The sequence below is a fragment of the Rosenbergiella australiborealis genome, from assembly GCF_018494035.1.
Classification (GTDB): domain Bacteria; phylum Pseudomonadota; class Gammaproteobacteria; order Enterobacterales; family Enterobacteriaceae; genus Rosenbergiella; species Rosenbergiella australiborealis.
Map to the genome: position 1 here is coordinate 58,616 of NZ_JABBFO010000009.1, position 18,751 is coordinate 77,366.

Genomic DNA, 18,751 nt, shown 5'->3' on the forward strand with positions numbered 1-18,751 from the left:
GTTTGCTGTGCCGAGCTGGAATTATCACGTCACTCATTTTGTAACTAGTGCACCGGATGTTCGTCATCTCCCTGACGACACTGGCGCGGAAGTCGCCTTTGCGGGCCGCTCTAATGCCGGAAAGTCGAGTGCGTTGAATGCCCTAACCCAACAAAAAAGCCTTGCACGAACCAGTAAGACTCCGGGCCGAACGCAACTCATTAACTTATTTGAAGTCACTGATGGAATTCGTTTAGTCGATCTACCCGGTTATGGTTATGCCGAAGTCCCCGAAGAAGTTAAACGCAAATGGCAAAAATCTCTCGGTGAGTATTTAGAAGTTCGCCAAGCACTCAAAGGGTTGGTGGTATTAATGGATATTCGCCATCCGATGAAAGAGCTCGATCAACAAATGGTAACTTGGGCTGTCGCCAGCGAAATTCCCGTTTTAGTACTCCTAACGAAAGCGGATAAACTCGCTTCGGGTGCACGTAAAAAACAATTAGCCACAGTACGTGAAGCAAGCCTAGCGTTTATGGGTGAAGTACAAGTCGAACTCTTTTCATCATTAAAAAAGATGGGAATTGATAAATTAAGTCAGAAGCTGGATGAGTGGTTTACTGAACATCTTGAAGAGATGAGTACGCTGGACGAATAAACACGATTTACCCCTCCTAAAACGAAAAAACGCCCCAGAGATAAACAAGATCGCTGGGGCGGCTAACGTGTAGCCCAATCCGATTACGTGAAGTAAAAGGTCTTAAAGATAGAACATCTTACCTCTGTACCCTACGTCTGAAAATGTACCCCAATTTTTATAAGCGGGGAAGCGCTTTTTTTGTCCAAAAACAGCGCTCTCAGACCAATAATGTCGAGTAGATCATATAAATAACGCTTAAGTCTCGCAACAATGTTAAAAATATGTTTCTCAATAATCAAAAAAGGCGTATGCTCTGCCCCCGATTTTGGAGACGTCAAAGTGATAAAAAAATAGCCTGAAAGGTGCATAAAGGCTGACTTTTTTGGGAAACTATTTTTTCGTGATCAGCGTCTTAAATTACAAAATTTTAATAAAATTAGTACTAATTTACACGTTATTCTGCAGTAACCTCTTAAAAAGAGTTAACACCTTTTTCGGGATAAAAATAATGAAAATAAAAAATAAATTTTTTTTAAATGCACCTTCTATTTTCGCTCTTTCATTAGTTGCAGCAAGCTGCGCTGCGGCCTTACCTGCAGCACAAGCTGCGGCTCCTTTTAGTTATGATTCGCCGTGGATGCTCGGTGACTGGGGGGGGACGCGTAGCCAACTCAAAGAAGACGGTGTCGATTTCCAGCTCAATTACACGATGGAAACAGCCTCAAACTTAGCGGGTGGGTATAACTCTTCGACCACCATGCGTTATGCTGACCAACTCGCATTTGGTATTGATCTTGACCTTGAAAAACTTCTAGGCTGGGATAACACCGAGTTTCAAATGACCATTACCGACCGTAACGGACGTAATCTTTCAGATGATGCGGTAAGCCGTAACGGTATGCTCTCCTCAGTACAAGAAGTCTATGGTCGTGGGCAAACTTGGCGTCTGACTCAATTTTGGGTACGCAAGCATCTATTCGATAACTTGGTAGATATTAAAGCCGGCCGTGTTACCGTTGGCGAAGACTTCGATACGATCGATAGTAAATTCCAAAACTTAGCCTTCGGTGGCGGTCAAGCCGGAAACTGGCGTGGCGATCACTGGTATAACTGGCCAATATCTCAATGGGGCGGTCGTGTTGCTATCAACGTAACCCCAGAGGTTTTCTTTCAAGTCGGTTTCTATAACCAAACCCCTTACAACTATGATCGGGGTGATGGTTTCCGCTTTGAAGTTAGCCAAACCGTTGGAAATCTAGTTCCCGCAGAATTAGTGTGGCACCCTACCTTTGGCCCAGACAACTTAAAAGGTAATTACCGTTTAGGTGGTTACTACTCCTCTGTTCAGGATGAGGTATACGGCTCATGGCGTAATGGTAATAGTGACACTGCCCATGCCTACGGTGGCTACTTACTGGCACAACAACAACTTTATGCACAGCCTGGTGGAAGTAATCGTGGCTTAACGCTCACCGCTCAAGCAGTGATGAATGACCATAAAACAGCGAAAATTGATAATTACCAATCGTTGACTTTAGTATGGAAAGGCTTGGCGGATGCACGCCCTGAAGATGAAATTGGAGTAGGTGCTTCACGTATTCACGTCAATTCTAGCTATTCAACGATGCAACGCCGTGAAAATAATGCTAATGGTGCTTATTATGAAAGCAACCCGGTCTGGATCCCTATCCAGCACGGTTCAGAATATGACTATGAGGTATATTACAATATTCACGCGACCAACTGGTTACAAGTCCGCCCTAACCTACAATATGTTGTCGCACCGGGTGCAGAAAGCGGTGTGAAAAATGCATTAGTCGGTGGTATTAGCGCCAACCTCAGCTTCTAATACGCTTAATAATCCGTACCGGAAATTATCTGGTACGGATATTCTTCCCTTGCTAGCCTTCGCCGCTACGGTTACTTTCTTGTTTCTACCAAGGAGAACCTATGTCTCAATCCCCACGTACAGCATCCATTATTGACGAACAAATCCTCTCTGAGGATTGGTATTCCCTGAAAAAATATACGGTTGACTATCGACGTGCAGATGGTACCCATCAGACTTACAGCCGTGAAGTCTATAATAAGGGTGATGGTGTCACCATATTTCTTTACAACCGCCCACTTCAATCCATTATCCTGACCCGACAGTTTCGCTTACCTCTCATGATCCAAGGAGAATCTGGTTTATTGATCGAAACAGCTGCAGGATTACTTGAGGGAGAGGATCCGATCACTCGGATCCGAGCAGAAGTAGAAGAAGAAACAGGTTATCGTATTAATCATGTGACTAAAATTTTTGATGCGTGGATGAGCCCTGGAGCAGTCACGGAAAAACTACATTTCTTCACTGCTGAATATTCCCATCAGGACAAAGTAAATTCAGGCGGCGGACTGATAACTGAAGGAGAGGATATTGAAGTGATTGAGATGCCTTTTCAGCAGGCCTTCACCATGATGACTCATGGGGATATTAAAGATGCCAAAACAATCATGTTGCTGCAGTATGCAATGATCAACAAGTTATTCGATGATAAAGAATAAAATCATACTTATAAGGCGGAGAGTGACCTACTGGATGATTCCGCCTATAACGCCAACGACGCAAAATAACTCTCACTGCTGATCAGCCCCTTCACCCATTTAATCCCTTACCCATCACTGTAAAATCATTCTGATTACACCACATACGGTCCTGAATAACCGGCTAAAACGCTGTTTCACACTTAACCAGATCAATCATCTATCCGACTGTTTTATAGGGTTATAGAATTTTTTACCCACCGCTGACTTAGCAAAAAAAGAGATATCCTTTGTTAATTTTCATAGTTTGTATGCCTGCTAAAAATTGCTATAGCTATTGGTATAACAATAATGGTCAACCGTTGGAGTACCCGTGAAAAAAATTCTACCTTTAACTTTGGTGATTAGCAGTTTACTGACCGCCTCCTTCGCGGCCACTGCCGAACAATCAGTGGTCACTATCGGCTTTCAGAAAGCGAGCCTATTTACTATCATCAAATCACGCCAATCCCTTGAAAAGCAGTTTTCACCACAAGGTGTGACCGTTCGTTGGGTTGAATTTCCTGCAGGTCCGCAGATGCTTGAGGGATTAAATATTGGCGCTATTGATCTGGCTGCAACAGGCGATGCCCCACCTATTTTTGCACAAGCAGCACAAGCTGATTTGATCTACCTCGCCCATTCGGTACCAAATCCAAACAGCGAGGCAATCGTTGTCCCTGAAAACTCATCGATTCATACCATTGCCGATCTTAAAGGTAAGCGGGTAGCACTTAATAAAGGCTCGGATGTGAACTATTTATTAGTTGCTGCACTGCAAAAGGCCGGGCTCAGCTATAAAGATATACAACCCGTTTATCTCCCCCCTGCAGATGCTCGGGCGGCCTTCCAGAAAGGTGCCGTCGATGCTTGGGCAATTTGGGATCCTTACCTCGCCGAAGTCAGCGCTACGACTCACGCCCGCACGATCACAACTGCAGAAGGATTAGTCCCACATTACTCATTTTATTTAGCGAGTCGTAAATTTGCTGAAGGCTCGCCTAAGCTCGCTTTACAAGTCGAAAAGGCCTTAGAAGAAAACGGCCAGTGGGCTAATAATCATAAACAGGAAACAGCACAACTTCTCTCCGCTGCAACCGGTCTCGGAATTAATTATTGGCATACAACCCTAGCGCGTATTGATTATACGACGCAACGTATGACACCGGATGTTTTTAAGCAACAACAAAATTTAGCTGATACTTTCAGCCAGATTCACCTTATTCCTAAGCAGGTTGATGTCAGCAACGCGACTTGGTCTTTGGATAAGAAGAACTAAGAAAATGACTCGATAAAAAACCCTTCGATAATTTGAAGGGCTAGATTACCGACAACGTCCTCGCCTCTTGGCCAGGACGTTGATCGACTAGAATGAGTTAACTCATACGTCAATACCCATAAATCATCCTCTTCTCGGCGCCCTAAAGAATCCTTTCTATCCCAAAATTTAAGTCAATATGACTTATCGCTCACGCCTAGCTATCAGGTTAGCCGATACAATTCACGATGCCTTAACGCGAATGCCAATCCAAGCAAAGTGGTAAAGGTGAAAACCCTCTGTAAAACCCAGCGCTGAGATTAACATGCTCAATACCACTGTGAATGACGTATTGAAAACAGCCGCTAACCGACTAGAAGCAGTAAAAAAATAGCGCAATCGCAGCCTTCGATGGTTCAAAAAAACCCCTCGTGAAAAGAGGGGTTCGTCAGCAATCTACTCGGCGAATAAGAGAAGGGTTTTTCGAGCTTAACTGGCACTGACTTGTCGTGGTAGCTCGGTATTACCAATTGTTTCGCCATGTGGCCCGTAACGATTACTCGCCGTATTTGTCGCGAATAACGGCATGACTCGTTCTGCAAAAGACCAGGCTTCTTCTAAGTGCGGATAACCTGATAGGATAAACTTACTGATGCCGATCGCTTGATATTCGCGGATCCTCTCAGCAACTTGTTGGGCATCCCCCACTAATGCCGTTCCGGCGCCGCCACGGACAAGACCAATCCCGGCCCAAAGATTAGGGGAAATCTCTAAATTATCCCGAGAGCCACTATGAAGCTCACGCATTCTGGCTTGGCCTGTGGAATCCATACGCGAAAAAATAGCTTGAGCACGGGCAATAATATCATCATCGAGATGTGAAATTAATTGCTCTGCAGCATCCCAGGCTTGCTGTGCAGTATCGCGAACGATCACATGTAAACGAATACCAAATTCTACATCTCTGCCGCGTTCTGCGGCCTTTGCTTTTACCTTGGCGACCTTTTCTGCTACCTGCTCAGGGGGCTCTCCCCACGTTAAATAAGTATCAACATGTTCTGCAGCAACATCGACGGCAGGGTCGGATGAACCTCCAAAATAGATCGGTGGCCCATTCTCTTGCTGGGTTGGGAAGAGGAGTTCTGCATTATCAACCTGCAACTGCTCTCCCTGAAAACTGACTTTTTCACCGGCTAATAAGCGGCGATATACATGTAAAAATTCGCGGGTAACTTGATACCGTTGTGCATGATCGAGGTAAATACCATCGCCTTTATTTTCTTCCGGATCTCCGCCAGTCACAACATTAATCAATAGACGGCCATTAGATATTCTATCCAATGTACTGGTCATTCTTGCGGCGAGTGAAGGCGGTTGTAAACCAGGGCGAACAGCCACAAGAAATTTTAGCTTTCGCGTTAAAGGCGCTAAGGCAGAAGCAACAAGCCAAGAATCTTCGCAACTCTTCCCCGTTGGTATTAAGACACCGGTATAACCTAAGTTATCAGCAGCTAATGCAATTTGTTGTAAATAGGGTAAATCTACCGTACGACCACCTTGTTGTGTGCCAAGATAATGGCCATCGCCGTGTGTGGGAAGAAACCAAAAAAATTCGGGAGCGTGCGTTATCTTCTTCATTACTTATCACCTTAATACATTAGTTCGGTTAAATCGCTCTACGCGCATACTCAGTAGGCAAGGCTTCAGGCTGCATAATTGCCTGTAAAATATGTTGTTCTAACTGAGCTATTGCAGGCTGAGTGGTTGTACGTGGGTAAGGCACTGCGACATCAACGTCCATCCCAACCACACCGCTATCTAGCATCAAAACACGTTGTGCAGTGGTCACGGCTTCACTCACATCATGCGTAACAAGTACAACGGTAAACTTCCAGGTTTGCCACAGATCGATTAACAATTGCTGCATTTCCAGACGTGTTAAAGCATCTAGCGCACCGAGAGGCTCGTCCAATAACAGTAAGCCCGGACGATGAATAAGCGCTCGCGCTAAGGCAACTCGCTGCTTTTGTCCTCCTGATAGTGTTTCAGGCCACTGTTCTGCTTTATCTGCCAATCCCACGGCGGCCAATACGGCTTGTGCCTCTTCACGCCATTTCCCTTTTAGTCCTAAACCGACATTTTCGATCACCGTTTTCCAAGGTAATAGACGAGGTTCTTGAAACATTAAACGAACTGCTGAACTCGACTGACTTAACGGTAGACGATTTGCCTGCAACTCCCCGGAAGATGCCGTCTCTAAGCCTGCTAAAAGCCTTAATAAGGTACTTTTTCCACAGCCACTGCGCCCGACAATAGCGACAAACTGTCCCGCAGGAATTGCTAAATCTAATGATTGAAGTACCGAATGAGAGCCAAATCGCTTGGTTACTCCCCTTAGAGAAAGTGCGAGTGACTCAGTACGTTTAATTAAACGAATATTTCTCATACAGAAACCTCTTCTTTACGCCATTGGGGATGCCACCGTAATAATCGTTTTTCTAACACAGTGGTTAGGAGATCAGAGAGTTTGCCGAGTAAGGCATAAAGGAGGATGGCAAATACCACGACATCCGTTTGTAAAAACTCCCGTGCATTCATTGCTAAGTAGCCAATTCCCGCATTGGCTGAAATTGTTTCAGCAACAATTAGGGTTAACCACATCAATCCAAGTGAAAAACGAACACCAACTAAAATCGATGACATCGCTCCGGGCAAAATCACTTGCCAAAATAGCGCAAATCCGCGTAAACCATAGCTACGCGACATTTCGATTAACTGTTTATCTATCTGACGTATACCGTGAGCCGTATTGAGGTAAAGAGGAAAAAAAGTCCCTAATGCGACTAAAAAGATTTTTGCCCGTTCATCAATACCAAACCACAAAATAACCAGTGGGATCAGCGCTAAGTGGGGGATATTCCGTAACATTTGCAATGTGCTGTCGAAAAAAAGCTCACCTAACCGCGACAATCCAGTAATTAGCCCCATGATTAACCCAGCACTGGCACCGATAGCAAAACCCACCACTGCACGCCAAGCGCTAATCGACAAGTTACTCCAGAGATCACCGCTTTTGATGAGTGCCCAAGCTGCGGTGATAATATGCAGAGGTGCAGGTAATACCCGATCTGAGATCCATCCACTCGCAGACCCCAATTGCCAAATAATCAGTAGAATAATCGGGAGAACCCAAGGTAAAACCGTTCGTACTGCCCGCGTTGGTTGTTTCATTCTCAACTCCAAATCGATCACAGGTATTCGTCCGGCTTAACGTTCTAAGCCAAAAACCTAGTAAAACGGATTTAGGGTGAGATGAAAAATAAGGATATGTACTTACTAAAGCAGAATTTTTGCTTTAGCCAGCACAAGAAGGCTGGCTAAAAAAAGACGCGGGTTAATTTACGCGTTTTAGCAGTTCAAACATCTGGGTAAAGGCGCGCTCACTCACCTGTGGATGGTATTCAGCCACGCCTGGTTTATTTGCTGTTTCATCGGTAAAGGAGTGCACGGCATCATGGTAACTAATGAGTTGCCAATCGACGTTAACCGTTGTCATTTCGCGGGCAAATTCTGCGAGTTGTTCACGTGGAACAAGTGGGTCTTTAGCACCATCTAACACTAATATTTCCGCTTTGATCTGTGTGGAGTCATAGTCACCACAGGTGTCTAACCCACCGTGGAAAGAGATAGCAGCACGAATATCCGCACCACTGCGAGCTAATTCTAATGCGCAGTGCCCACCGAAGCAGAAACCAAATACAGAGATCTTTTGAGCGTCTACCGCTGCCGAGGATTGGCTTTTCAACGCATCAATGGCCGCATTCATTCGTCCAACTTCTGCCGGCGTATTTTTTACGTCCATCATCGCCGCACCAGCCGCATCAGGATCTGCTGGGCAAACTGTTTCACCGTAGAGATCTGCGACCAACACAACGTATCCCTCAGCGGCCACTTTTTTCGCTAATTTTGCCGCATTTTCCGTTACGCCCAACCAGTTCGGCGCCATCACTAAACCGGGTAAGGGATGTGATACTTCAGCAGGAAAAACCAATATCCCCGCTAACGCGGTTTCACCCGCTTGATAAGTGATTGTTTGTGTCGTTATCTGGCTCATAATTCCTCAATATTTCCATTATCATCGTGACACTACTATAGCCAACATTTACGCCTATTGACCATCACTAGGCTGTAAGCCAGTATTTCCAGTAGGTTAAGTTATGATGGAATAACCCGAGCCTTTGTAGAGGCTGTTGATGGAGGGAAAGCTGATAGATAACGGTTGGCAAACACTCTGCATCTTGGCAAAACTGGGAACAATAGTTTTTGGCCTCTATCCGCTATATTTCGCAATCGCCCAAGCTACGTTAGCGTATACGCATCGCTTTTTTAACCGCTTTTATGCGGGTTTTGATGCGCTTATCACCGCAGGTTTTGGCTTTCTCTTTTACTAACCTTTATCCATAAAAAAAGCCCATGTTTTTAGCATGGGCTTTTTGCTATTTTCAGTGCTTACCAAGCGCGGATCACATCTCCGTGATACACCTCATTGGCTTTTGCTTCAACTTCAGGTGATTGGAATGCTTGCTTTAACTGCTGTAGCTTCGTGCTGTCTTGATCACCTTGACGGACAACTAAAACATTCAGGTAAGGAGAGGCTTTCCCTTCCATAAATAAACCGTCTCGCGCCGCCGAAAGTCCTGCTTGTGAAGCAAAGTTATTGTTAATAATTGATAACCAGACTTTGGGATCGTCCAAAGAACGCGTTAATTGTGGGGTATCAACTAAAACGAATTTTAAATTTTTCGGATTCGCTTTGATATCGAGCAATGTTGGCAGTAGCCCCTTACTCGGATCAACAGTGATAAGCCCTTGTGCTTGTAATAACAGAAGACTACGACCTAATGTGGTGGCTTCATTGGACAGCGTGACTGTCGCGCCATCCGGTAATTGGTCTATATGCTTAATTTTTGAGGAATATGCCGCAATCGGGAAGATAAAGCTATTGCCTAGTATGGCAAACTTATAGCCGCGCTCTTTGGCCTGCATTTCAAGATAAGGCACACTTTGAAATGCGTTAGCGTCAACATCTTTATTAGCCAAGGCTTCATTCGGCTGAACATAATCGTTGAAACTTACGACCTCAACGTTCAATTGATATTTATCTTTAGCGACTTGCTTCACTGTATCCCATACCGCTTGATCAGGACCCGTGTTGATGGCCACTTTTACTGTATGTGAATCTTCTTGCTTACAGCCTATTAAGCCAAATGCACAGATGGCTAATAGCGAAGAGACTAAAATTTTTTTCACCACATCTACCTCAACATGTCAGATTTTCAGAGATTATATTAGACATTTAGACGTCTGTACATCCACTAAATTAGGTTAATATGAGCACTTTCTCTATAATTACAGAAATAGTAAAATTTTATTGAGTGTTGTGATGATAAAACTAAAAGTAATTGTTCCAGTAGTGGCTGTAGTGTGTGCGGCTGTCTGGTGGTTTATGCCTCATTATAGTAACCAAGAAAAGGCATATTATGTTTCGCTTTACTGCTTACAACCTACCGGGTCTGATCAGCAAATCTTGGCTAGGATGCAACAAACGGTTGAAAATAATAATCAAGACTATGCATTGAAAAAGCGTCACTTTATTCCCGAGCTGGCACACTATGTAATAGAAACTTCGCATCATCTCACTCCGGTAGAGCAACAACGTGCACAACAGTCGGAAGCCTGTTCCCAACTCCTCTTAGAAAGACTCCATATTACAGCACAATAATGATGTGATGGCAGGCAGCACTGTAATAAGGAAATACAAACTAAAGAGCATTAAGCGATAAGAGCAACTGACGAAATTCTCCAATGTTGCTCTACTGACTACTTGATAAGACACGCGATGGGTATAGGGAAGAGTGAGCATCCTTGCCCATCATTGAATCTTGCACGGTTTTAGTCGTCCTTTTCCTGCACCCTTTTTAGCGCCCTTTCTTTTGACGACCAGGTTTAGTAAATTTCTGACGAGCGGCGGGTTTCTTTGTGGCTCGAACAGCCACGACTGGGGGCGCAATATCGGGCCTCTTCAGGGCTTTTTTTACCGGTTTTTTTTCAACGGGTTTGTCTTCTGAAGAAGAATCTTCGATTAAGTTAAACAGCTCAATCAGCTCATCATCAGTAAGATCACGCCACTCACCTAGAGGAATCCCCGTGAGTTTTACATTCATAATGCGAGTACGTTCGAGTTTCGTTACCTCAAAACCGAAATGCGTACACATCCGACGGATTTGACGATTTAATCCTTGAACAAGGATAATACGAAATACGTGGGTATCGAGTTTTTTGACTTTGCATTTTTTCGTTACCGTCCCGAGCATGGGTACACCTGCACCCATACCACGAATAAATTCGTCCGTAATCGGCTTATCGACCGTCACGATATACTCTTTTTCGTGATTATTCCCCGCACGTAGAATTTTATTAACCAAATCACCGTGGTTAGTTAAAAAAATTAACCCTTGAGAATCTTTATCGAGACGCCCAATCGGAAAAACACGCTTACTGTGATTCACAAAGTCGCCGATATTATCGCGTTCTGTCTCTTCCATCGTGGTGACGATGCCAACAGGTTTATTTAAGGCAATTAACACGAGATCGTCGTCATTACGTGGTTCAATCAACTGACCATTTACCATGACTTCATCGCCTGGATAAACCTGAGCCCCAACGGCTGCGCGGCGACCATTGATAAAAACATTACCTTGTTCAATGTAACGATCGGCATCGCGACGAGAACAGATACCGCTCTCGCTGATATATTTGTTGAGACGTACAGATGTATTAGTCAGCATGGTTCCTCCGAAAAAACGGACTATACCTGATTTTCTCGAAGGTTTGGAGAGAGAATGATGAAAGTCGAGGGGGCAATATCGCCCCCTGCTATCTACTAAGAAGAAATAGCCTGTAATGCGCGCGCGATACGGACACCCGCTTCATTTGCACGCTCTTGTGTAAGCATTGAGTAAGAAAGGCGCAACGAATTAAGCTCTGGGTTCTCAGCAAAAAACACTTCTCCTGGCACAAACACCACTTTTTCCATAACACAGGCTTCAAGCAAGCGACTCGCATTAATACCGGATTTAAGATGACACCATAAAAACATACCGCCTTCTGGACGATTAAAGGTTATCGCATCACCCAGATGACGCTGTAACGATTCAATTAACCAGTCACGGCGTTGCTCATACGTCTCTTTCAACAACGCAATACGTTCATCGATGCGACCTGAAGAAATATAGCGAGCAGCAATATGCTGATTGAGCGTTGAGGTGTGTAAATCTAAAGCCTGCTTCGCAACGATAATGGCCATCAAAAATTTTTCTGGCAGCGCTAACCAGCCTAAACGTAACCCTGGCGAGAAAATTTTCGAGAAACTCGACATGTAGCACACATTATGGTCATCCCCATAAAGTTTCTGTGCTAATGAGAAAAAGCTCTCGCGACGCTCTGTCGTAAAGGCTAAATGACCGTAGGGATCATCTTCAACAATCACAACCTGATAACGGTGAGCAAGTTTTACAATTTCAGCACGCTCTGCATTCTCTATGACTCGCCCAGTAGGATTACCAAACGTCGGGATAAGATAGAGCATCTTCACTCCGCCGGCAGCGAGGCGCGTTTCTAAAACAGCTAAATCGATATTCTCGTCTTGATAAACCAACTCTTCAACAATAGCTTCCGTATAATCGAAGAGCTGTAGTGCCGCTAAATAGGTGGGCCGCTCGACCAGTACCACATCGTCCTTTTCCAGAAAAACACGGTTTAAGAGATCAATACCCTGCTGTGAACCGTTAGTAATCAAAATTTGCTGGGGATCTAACGTTAATCCTGATTTTTTGCTCCATACGGCGATACTTTCACGTAACGGTTGCTCACCTTCTGTCACTGAGTATTGAAAGACATCGCGGTGATCTTCAGCAAGAATCTCTTTAATCACACTGTCAATTCCCTCAACATCGATCATATCGGTGGCAGGAATTCCCCCTGCTAAGGAGATAAAGCCTGGCTCTTTACTAAATTTAAGTAGTTCTCGAACCGGTGAAGAATGTATCGCTGCAGATTTCTTAGAAAGCATGGATTAACCTGTCGCCCTTACGTGATAAACGTTGATAAGATTTTCTCAACCTTAGCAAAATAACGCCGTAGAGTCATGAACATCTCGTGGCACGAATAACAGATAAATTACTCTTATCCCATCCGCAAACCCTTTTAAGAATACTTCAATTATATCGTTATTAAATTATATTTATAAAAATAGAATATATAATAATTAACATAATATTAAGTGGATTGTTTTTTATTAAAAAATAAAAGATAAAATCTAATTATTTAAAAAACAAATCAGTATCATCACTAGTTTTCTTTAAAATTTTTCGGATTTATGTTATAAATAAAATTCGTAATGGATTATTTACATAGAGATTTCTATGATTACCCACACTGTTATTTTTGCTCCAATTGGAGAAGCAAGTAGAACAGAACAAATCACCCAGAGACTTTCTAATGCTATTATTTCTGGTTTATTAGAAAAAGGAGAACAGCTCCCTAATGAATCAGAGCTAGCACGAATGATGGGGGTTTCCCATATAACTATTAGGGATGCATTAAATACATTGAGAAATAAATCGTTAATATATACTGTTCGCGGTCGTAACGGCGGAAGTTTCATTAGCGATAATATTGAGGATTACATCACATATTTTCACCCCTTTAATAATGTGAGTTCTGATTTTTTAGCTGACCTTGGTGAAATGCAAAGCGCTCTCATTATTCATAGTGCACGTCTTTCCGTTAGACGAATGACTGAAGAAGATCTCGCGCTACTCAATAACCTTGTTGAAACATTAGCAAAGTCTGACACTCCACAGCTAAAGACCCAGTCAGATATGCGCTGCCTGCTTACGCTGGCTGCAAACTCGCAATCATCAAGATTAGCAGGACAGGAATTAATTATACTGACCGAATGGGCACCTCTTATTTCTCTTCTTTATAAAGATGATAAGTTTCATCCGGCCAGCCTATTTCATTATAAACAGCTCATTAATGCATTAATGATGAGAGATGAATCGCTTGCAACTACTCAAGCTCATGCTTTAATTGAGTTTTTTATCTCTTCATTAATTGAATATAAAATGAGACTTAGTTAATCGATAACGTAAATTCAGGATGAAGTCAGAAAAATGCCGTTAAGGACAGTTAAAGAAAAGGCTGAAGAATCATTTTTATTAATTGAGGAAATCAGTAAGGAATTATCAATCACTATAAAAAAGATAATTTCAGACTCAAAAAAAACATCTATAGTAAATGTAAGATTAGAGAACAAAATAAAAGAAAAAATACTATTTTCCATAGAAAATTTATTAATTAGGAATGATTTTATTTCTGGTGCCGGATTCTATCACCATAATGATTTCTCAGATAATTTATGGAAAATGGTCTGGTTTTACCAACCTAAATATACGCATCGACCCGAAAAAAAATGTTTGAAGAAAGTCTCACAGCCGTTACTTGATGGTCAGATATTTTCGTGGTTGTCTCGCATCAGTGAGGATAATAAAGGGTATCTATATGGACCTTACGTCGACTATGTCTACGATTCGACATATATACTAACCTATATTTATCCGGTGCATCTCGGCAAACAATGCGTAGGCGTTACCACTATAGATATTGCTGTGGGCCGATTAGAACAAGAGATACGTCACACACTCGTCAATACTCTTGTACCGTTAGTGATGACGACCATCAGTGGCCGAATCCTATTTTCTAACCATCCTCATCATCGGGTAGCAGAGCTCGCCGCAGCTCACCTATCGCCACAATACCTCACGAGTGATTATTTTACGCTTTGGTTGATCAATGACAAAGATGGTGCAGTATTGCCGCATCCTCCCTAAATTAGCGCAATAATTTATCGTTCACGGGGATGCGATTGCAGACAATAGCTGTCGCGCCCTTATGTAACGTTTGGCCCAATAATTGCTTAACTGAAACATAAGTTTTTTCAGTTAGAGTGAAAAGGGCTACGGCTATGACACAGACTTTTACCCAGATACGCCATTCTATCTTTATCCAGGTGCTTATCGCCCTTGCGATAGGTACCGCATTAGGTTGTCTTTATCCCGCGATTGCTGATTCACTAAAACCTCTTGGCGATAGTTTTATTAAACTCATCAAAATGGTGACTGCCCCCTTGGTGTTCGTGATTATTGTTCAGGGCATCGCCTCGCACAGTGAACTCAAACACGTGGGTCGAATTGTGGGTAAAACCCTCCTCTATTTTGAGGTGATCACGTTATTTGCCTTAGTGTTGGGTATAGTTGGTGCACAGGTCACCCATATTGGGCAGGGTATTCATCTTTCCATGATGGATAATGGATCGAGCGATAAACTTAGCCACCTCTCTTCGCTGCAGAGTTTTGGTGATTTTTTCCTTAATTTGATCCCCGATACCTTTATCGGTGCATTTGCACGGGGTGATACCCTGCAAGTTCTACTTATTTCCATCTTATTTGGCGTCTCATTAAATATAAGTGGAGAAGCCGGAAAACCCGTGATCACCGTCATTAATAGCCTCAGCCATATCCTGTTTCGTCTGATGGCAATACTGGTTAAGGTTGCCCCGCTTGGCGTACTCGGCGCAGTAGCCTATATGGTCGGCCATTACGGCGTTCAATCTCTAAGTAGCCTTTTAGGCTTCCTTCTTCTTTACAGCGTTATTTGCGTTCTATTCGTGGCATTAGTCTTGGGTGGGATAACACGATTTACCGGTATCAGTTTTATCGCTCTGCTGCTCTATTTACGCGAAGAACTGACCATCGTCCTAGGCACAACAGCCTCTGATGTCGTCTTACCACAATTAATGAAAAAATTGGAATGGTTGGGGATCAGTAAATCCACAGTCGGATTAGTGATTCCAACGGGTTACTCCTTTAATCTGGATGGCTTTTCGATTTATCTGACACTTGCCGTCGTCTTTATTGCTAATGCAACCGGTGTTCATCTTAGTTGGGGGGAAATAGCTTTAATTCTGAGTGTTGCAATCTTCACATCGAAAGGCGCTCACGGTGTGCCGGGTGCAGCGATTGTTATTTTGGCGGCCACCCTTTCTGCCATTCCTTCATTACCGCTCTCAGCGTTGGCCTTCTTGCTGCCTATTGATTGGTTAATCGGTATACCACGAGCGTTAACTAACGTACTGGGTAACTGTGTGGCAACGTTAGTGATTGCAAAATGGGAAAAAGATTTAGATCTGACACGTGCCCGTCAAGTGCTTAACCAAGAAATCCCCTACCAAAGTGGACAAAAAGAGGCTTCTTTAGCCGCTAAATAGCGAAAATTCACTACACTTTCAAGACACATTTTATCGTCTAGGAGGGCTAGTGAAATTATTCTCCCTTATCACCGCGGTTATTATCGCGGCAATCACCCCGGAAATAAGCCAAGCCGCCTCCGAGGTGATTGCCAAAATCGAAGCTCCTTACCCTGATATATCTGGTATTGCGGTTAATCACGAAAACAGAGTATTCCTTGGCTTTCCTCGTCATTCAGATAATCATAATCAGCCAGCCCTAATGGAATTAGTGCAGGGTCGACTGAATCCCTACCCCAATAGCACTTTTGGGATCCCCCATAAGGGAAGTGATACCGATTGGCTAGTCTCACCGCATGGAATGTTTATCGATAAGCATGATGTGTTGTGGGTGTTGGATGATGGGAAAATTCAGGGCGAATCAGATATTCCTCTGGGAGCGGCTAAAGTTGTAGCAATAAACACGCAGACAAATTGTATTATAAAAACACTGCTGATCAAGCCCCCCATATTGAATAATAGTTCCCACTACAATGATTTACGCATCGATTTGTCTCATGGTAAGGAAGGAACACTTTATATTGCTAACTCTGGCTTCAAACAACGTTATTCATTAATTGTCATCGATGTGGCAAGTAATCAACAGCGCGAGGTACTGGTCAATCAGCCCTCTACCTCCCCTGATCCCGGTTTTATGGCTTTTATCGAAAATAAACCCGTCGTCTTCAATCCCAATAACCCAAAACTTCCTCAAGGAGGAGTCGATGGTGTTGCCCTTTCGCCCGATAGTCGGACTTTTTACTGGACGGTATTAAGTGGTCGTAATCTCTATAGTTTACCGACAGCACTCCTGAGCAACTTTTCTATTCCCGAAGCAACATTAGAAAAAGCAGTTAAATTCGAGGGTGAACACCCGGCTAACGACGGTATGGCAGAAGACGAGAAAGGCAACCTTTATTTCGGCGCTTACGAACAGCAATCTTTAGTTAAGCGTGATAAAAACGGTCAGTTTTATTTGCTTGATCACGATGTCCGCAATTTAGGCTGGCCAGATGGATTGGCTTATCGCAATGGTTATCTTTATACGACGTTGGGTCAATGGAACCGTACTGCGGATCTCAACAATAATCATGATCTGCGACAACGACCTTTTTTAGTCATTCGTACCGCCGTAGAATAATAGCGTTGAATCGCCGCGTATGCGGCGATTGTCTTTGCAGACTTACGACTGAGGCATTGATACACCGCGCGTCAGTGCGAGACGCTTTATAAATAGAACGATTAATAACAACCAGATGACTCCACTGAGTAAATTAATCAGTGAGAAACCGAACAAGCCATGACGAAAATAACCTTCACGTGCTAACTCAAGACCTATCGAGTACATTAAAATACTTAACATACCCATCATGGCTGCTACTTGCCCTTTTGCATCGCTGACTGAAAATAAAGTTAGCCGATAAAGGACCGCCGTGCTTAATCCTGCCCCAAACGCATAGATACTTAGTCCGGTCACTAGTAGTGCTACCTGATGAGCGTCGCTGAAAGTCGCCAATAAGGCGATTAACAGCCCACTGACCAATGGCCAAGCCCCCATTACCAAAGGGCGAGTTAGGGCGGAATGATGAGACAACCGGCTTAAGACGCTATTACCTAAGATCATTGAAACAAATACTGGAAGCTGTAATAGGGCATAACGCATTTCACTTAACTGATGATCGTGAATTAAATAAACCGGTGAAAGTGCAACCCAACTCAGCACAGGAACCGCTGAAAGCCCTAAGGCCAAACACCCTGCAATCAACGCTGGCTGCTTGAGCAATTGCCAGTATCCCCCAACCAAACGCTTTGGCGTTAAAATTAGCGTACGATTGCCTGCTGTTTCTGGCATACGCCAATAAAGACCAACTAGTGCTATCAGTGACAAGCCAGCAAAAATTATAAACAGCATTCGCCATCCCGTTACCAAAAGTAGCGCACTGCCGGCTAATGGACCGATCAATGGAGCAAGCAAAGCAACATTTGCCATCCATGCCATTAACCGAATACTCGCTCGCTCCTCAAAGGCTTCTTGTACCGCCGTATACCCCACCGCACCAATAAAACAGAGGCTTGTTCCTTGTAGAAAACGCAGTAACATAAATTGCTCAATCGATGTCACCCAAAACGTTAGGCCACTTGTCAGGGAAAAAAGTACCACACCTGATAATAATACCGGGCGCCGGCCCCATTTGTCAGAAAGTGGTCCAAGCAGCCACTGTAATACCAAACCACCCACTAGATACGCCGTCAATGAAAAAGGAACCCATTCTGGCCCCACCTGTAGATCGCGGGTGACAAGCAACATCCCTGGCTGCACCATATCGTGTGCAATATAAGTCGTGAACTCAAAAAGGACTAAAGAGAAAGGAAACAACCATGACCCTGTAGCTCGGTGACGGTAGCGAGGTATTGATCTCATAAATACAACCTAGAAAGAAGAGGGATAGTAAACCGATAACACTATTGTGGTTGGTTTTTGTTCATTATAGATTTTATAGCTCTATCTTACCCTATCGTCGACGACAAGTAAGCAGCCCCCCTATGCTTCGCCTTATCTGTTCAGCCATACCCATTCTTATCGTTAGCATAAAATTCAGACCGATAGCACTCTAACGTGATGGGTTTCTCGTCTACACTTAGGTCAGAGAATGATAATAGGAGTGATCATGAGACTACTTATCGCGTTACTGTTACCTTGGCTAACCTTTTTTACAATCAGTCGGCCGATTGCAGGAATAATTTGCCTAATTCTACAAATCACACTGATTGGTTGGTTACCGGCAACCATTTGGGCAGTTTATGCATTGAGCCAGTACAATACCGATAAAAAAATCGAAAACTCGTTACGCCCCTAATCACCCCATGGGCAAGATTATCGCTTGCCCATGTAGCCATTATA

Annotated in this window: 19 protein-coding genes; 11 read left to right on the plus strand and 8 right to left on the minus strand. The window is 43.6% G+C overall.

Going from position 1 to position 18,751, the window contains the following annotated elements:
- Positions 1 to 7 precede the first annotated feature (7 nt).
- The 4 genes from yihA (at position 8) to HGT73_RS10420 (ending at position 4,463) form a co-directional block, all read left to right on the plus strand.
- Positions 8 to 637 carry a ribosome biogenesis GTP-binding protein YihA/YsxC gene (gene yihA, locus HGT73_RS10405; protein WP_214214536.1) on the plus strand — a complete coding sequence of 210 codons (630 nt, stop codon included), beginning with the start codon at positions 8 to 10 and terminating at the stop codon, positions 635 to 637.
- A gap of 490 nt (positions 638 to 1,127) precedes the next feature.
- A complete protein-coding gene (locus HGT73_RS10410) occupies positions 1,128 to 2,468 on the plus strand; it encodes a carbohydrate porin (protein WP_214214545.1) in 1,341 nt (446 codons plus the stop codon).
- 101 nt (positions 2,469 to 2,569) lie between these two features.
- Positions 2,570 to 3,166, plus strand: coding sequence for an NUDIX domain-containing protein (locus tag HGT73_RS10415; RefSeq protein ID WP_214214551.1), 597 nt, complete (start codon positions 2,570 to 2,572; stop codon positions 3,164 to 3,166).
- Positions 3,167 to 3,518: 352 nt separating this feature from the next.
- Positions 3,519 to 4,463 (plus strand): sulfonate ABC transporter substrate-binding protein, encoded by a 945-nt coding sequence (locus HGT73_RS10420; RefSeq protein ID WP_214214553.1) that lies wholly within the window; start codon positions 3,519 to 3,521, stop codon positions 4,461 to 4,463.
- A 468-nt stretch (positions 4,464 to 4,931) separates the two neighbouring features.
- On the opposite strand, the gene ssuD is transcribed toward HGT73_RS10420, so the two are convergent.
- From ssuD to HGT73_RS10440, 4 genes are all read right to left on the minus strand, one after another.
- The gene (gene ssuD / locus HGT73_RS10425) at positions 4,932 to 6,080 is read right to left on the minus strand and encodes an FMNH2-dependent alkanesulfonate monooxygenase (RefSeq protein WP_214214558.1); all 1,149 of its coding nucleotides are present in this window, start codon (positions 6,078 to 6,080) and stop codon (positions 4,932 to 4,934) included.
- 28 nt (positions 6,081 to 6,108) lie between these two features.
- Positions 6,109 to 6,879, minus strand: a complete 771-nt coding sequence (locus HGT73_RS10430; protein WP_407073158.1) for an ATP-binding cassette domain-containing protein — start codon at positions 6,877 to 6,879, stop codon at positions 6,109 to 6,111.
- A gap of 5 nt (positions 6,880 to 6,884) precedes the next feature.
- Positions 6,885 to 7,673, minus strand: a complete 789-nt coding sequence (gene ssuC / locus HGT73_RS10435; RefSeq protein WP_214214562.1) for an aliphatic sulfonate ABC transporter permease SsuC — start codon at positions 7,671 to 7,673, stop codon at positions 6,885 to 6,887.
- Positions 7,674 to 7,836: 163 nt separating this feature from the next.
- Positions 7,837 to 8,556 carry a dienelactone hydrolase family protein gene (locus tag HGT73_RS10440; protein ID WP_214214564.1) on the minus strand — a complete coding sequence of 240 codons (720 nt, stop codon included), beginning with the start codon at positions 8,554 to 8,556 and terminating at the stop codon, positions 7,837 to 7,839.
- 139 nt (positions 8,557 to 8,695) lie between these two features.
- On the opposite strand from HGT73_RS10440, the gene HGT73_RS10445 reads away from it, so the two are divergent.
- Positions 8,696 to 8,893, plus strand: coding sequence for a hypothetical protein (locus tag HGT73_RS10445; RefSeq protein WP_214214566.1), 198 nt, complete (start codon positions 8,696 to 8,698; stop codon positions 8,891 to 8,893).
- 58 nt (positions 8,894 to 8,951) lie between these two features.
- Here HGT73_RS10445 and HGT73_RS10450 read toward each other — a convergent pair whose 3' ends face one another.
- Positions 8,952 to 9,719 carry a MetQ/NlpA family ABC transporter substrate-binding protein gene (locus HGT73_RS10450; protein ID WP_407073159.1) on the minus strand — a complete coding sequence of 256 codons (768 nt, stop codon included), beginning with the start codon at positions 9,717 to 9,719 and terminating at the stop codon, positions 8,952 to 8,954.
- 166 nt (positions 9,720 to 9,885) lie between these two features.
- On the opposite strand from HGT73_RS10450, the gene HGT73_RS10455 reads away from it, so the two are divergent.
- Positions 9,886 to 10,224, plus strand: a complete 339-nt coding sequence (locus HGT73_RS10455; protein ID WP_214214570.1) for a hypothetical protein — start codon at positions 9,886 to 9,888, stop codon at positions 10,222 to 10,224.
- A gap of 196 nt (positions 10,225 to 10,420) precedes the next feature.
- On the opposite strand, the gene rluF is transcribed toward HGT73_RS10455, so the two are convergent.
- On the minus strand, positions 10,421 to 11,290 hold the full coding sequence (gene rluF / locus HGT73_RS10460; protein ID WP_214214572.1) for a 23S rRNA pseudouridine(2604) synthase RluF: 870 nt from the start codon (positions 11,288 to 11,290) through the stop codon (positions 10,421 to 10,423).
- 95 nt (positions 11,291 to 11,385) lie between these two features.
- A complete protein-coding gene (locus HGT73_RS10465) occupies positions 11,386 to 12,573 on the minus strand; it encodes an aminotransferase-like domain-containing protein (protein ID WP_214214574.1) in 1,188 nt (395 codons plus the stop codon).
- A 352-nt stretch (positions 12,574 to 12,925) separates the two neighbouring features.
- Between HGT73_RS10465 and HGT73_RS10470 the strand changes: the two genes are divergently transcribed.
- The 4 genes from HGT73_RS10470 to HGT73_RS10485 all read left to right on the plus strand — a co-directional run bounded on the left by HGT73_RS10470 (position 12,926) and on the right by HGT73_RS10485 (position 16,990).
- Entirely contained in the window at positions 12,926 to 13,645 is a 720-nt protein-coding gene (locus HGT73_RS10470; RefSeq protein ID WP_214214576.1) for a FadR/GntR family transcriptional regulator, read from the plus strand.
- 33 nt (positions 13,646 to 13,678) lie between these two features.
- Entirely contained in the window at positions 13,679 to 14,395 is a 717-nt protein-coding gene (locus HGT73_RS10475) for a PDC sensor domain-containing protein (protein WP_214214580.1), read from the plus strand.
- 134 nt (positions 14,396 to 14,529) lie between these two features.
- A complete protein-coding gene (locus tag HGT73_RS10480) occupies positions 14,530 to 15,831 on the plus strand; it encodes a cation:dicarboxylate symporter family transporter (RefSeq protein WP_214214582.1) in 1,302 nt (433 codons plus the stop codon).
- Positions 15,832 to 15,880: 49 nt separating this feature from the next.
- Entirely contained in the window at positions 15,881 to 16,990 is a 1,110-nt protein-coding gene (locus HGT73_RS10485) for an L-dopachrome tautomerase-related protein (RefSeq protein ID WP_214214584.1), read from the plus strand.
- Between the two features lie 42 nt (positions 16,991 to 17,032).
- Here the strand turns inward: HGT73_RS10485 and HGT73_RS10490 are convergent, their stop codons facing one another.
- Complete coding sequence (locus tag HGT73_RS10490) at positions 17,033 to 18,271, minus strand: MFS transporter (RefSeq protein ID WP_214214586.1); 1,239 nt, start codon at positions 18,269 to 18,271, stop codon at positions 17,033 to 17,035.
- A gap of 247 nt (positions 18,272 to 18,518) precedes the next feature.
- Between HGT73_RS10490 and HGT73_RS10495 the strand changes: the two genes are divergently transcribed.
- On the plus strand, positions 18,519 to 18,707 hold the full coding sequence (locus HGT73_RS10495; protein WP_214214587.1) for a YqaE/Pmp3 family membrane protein: 189 nt from the start codon (positions 18,519 to 18,521) through the stop codon (positions 18,705 to 18,707).
- The last annotated feature ends 44 nt before the right edge of the window (positions 18,708 to 18,751 follow it).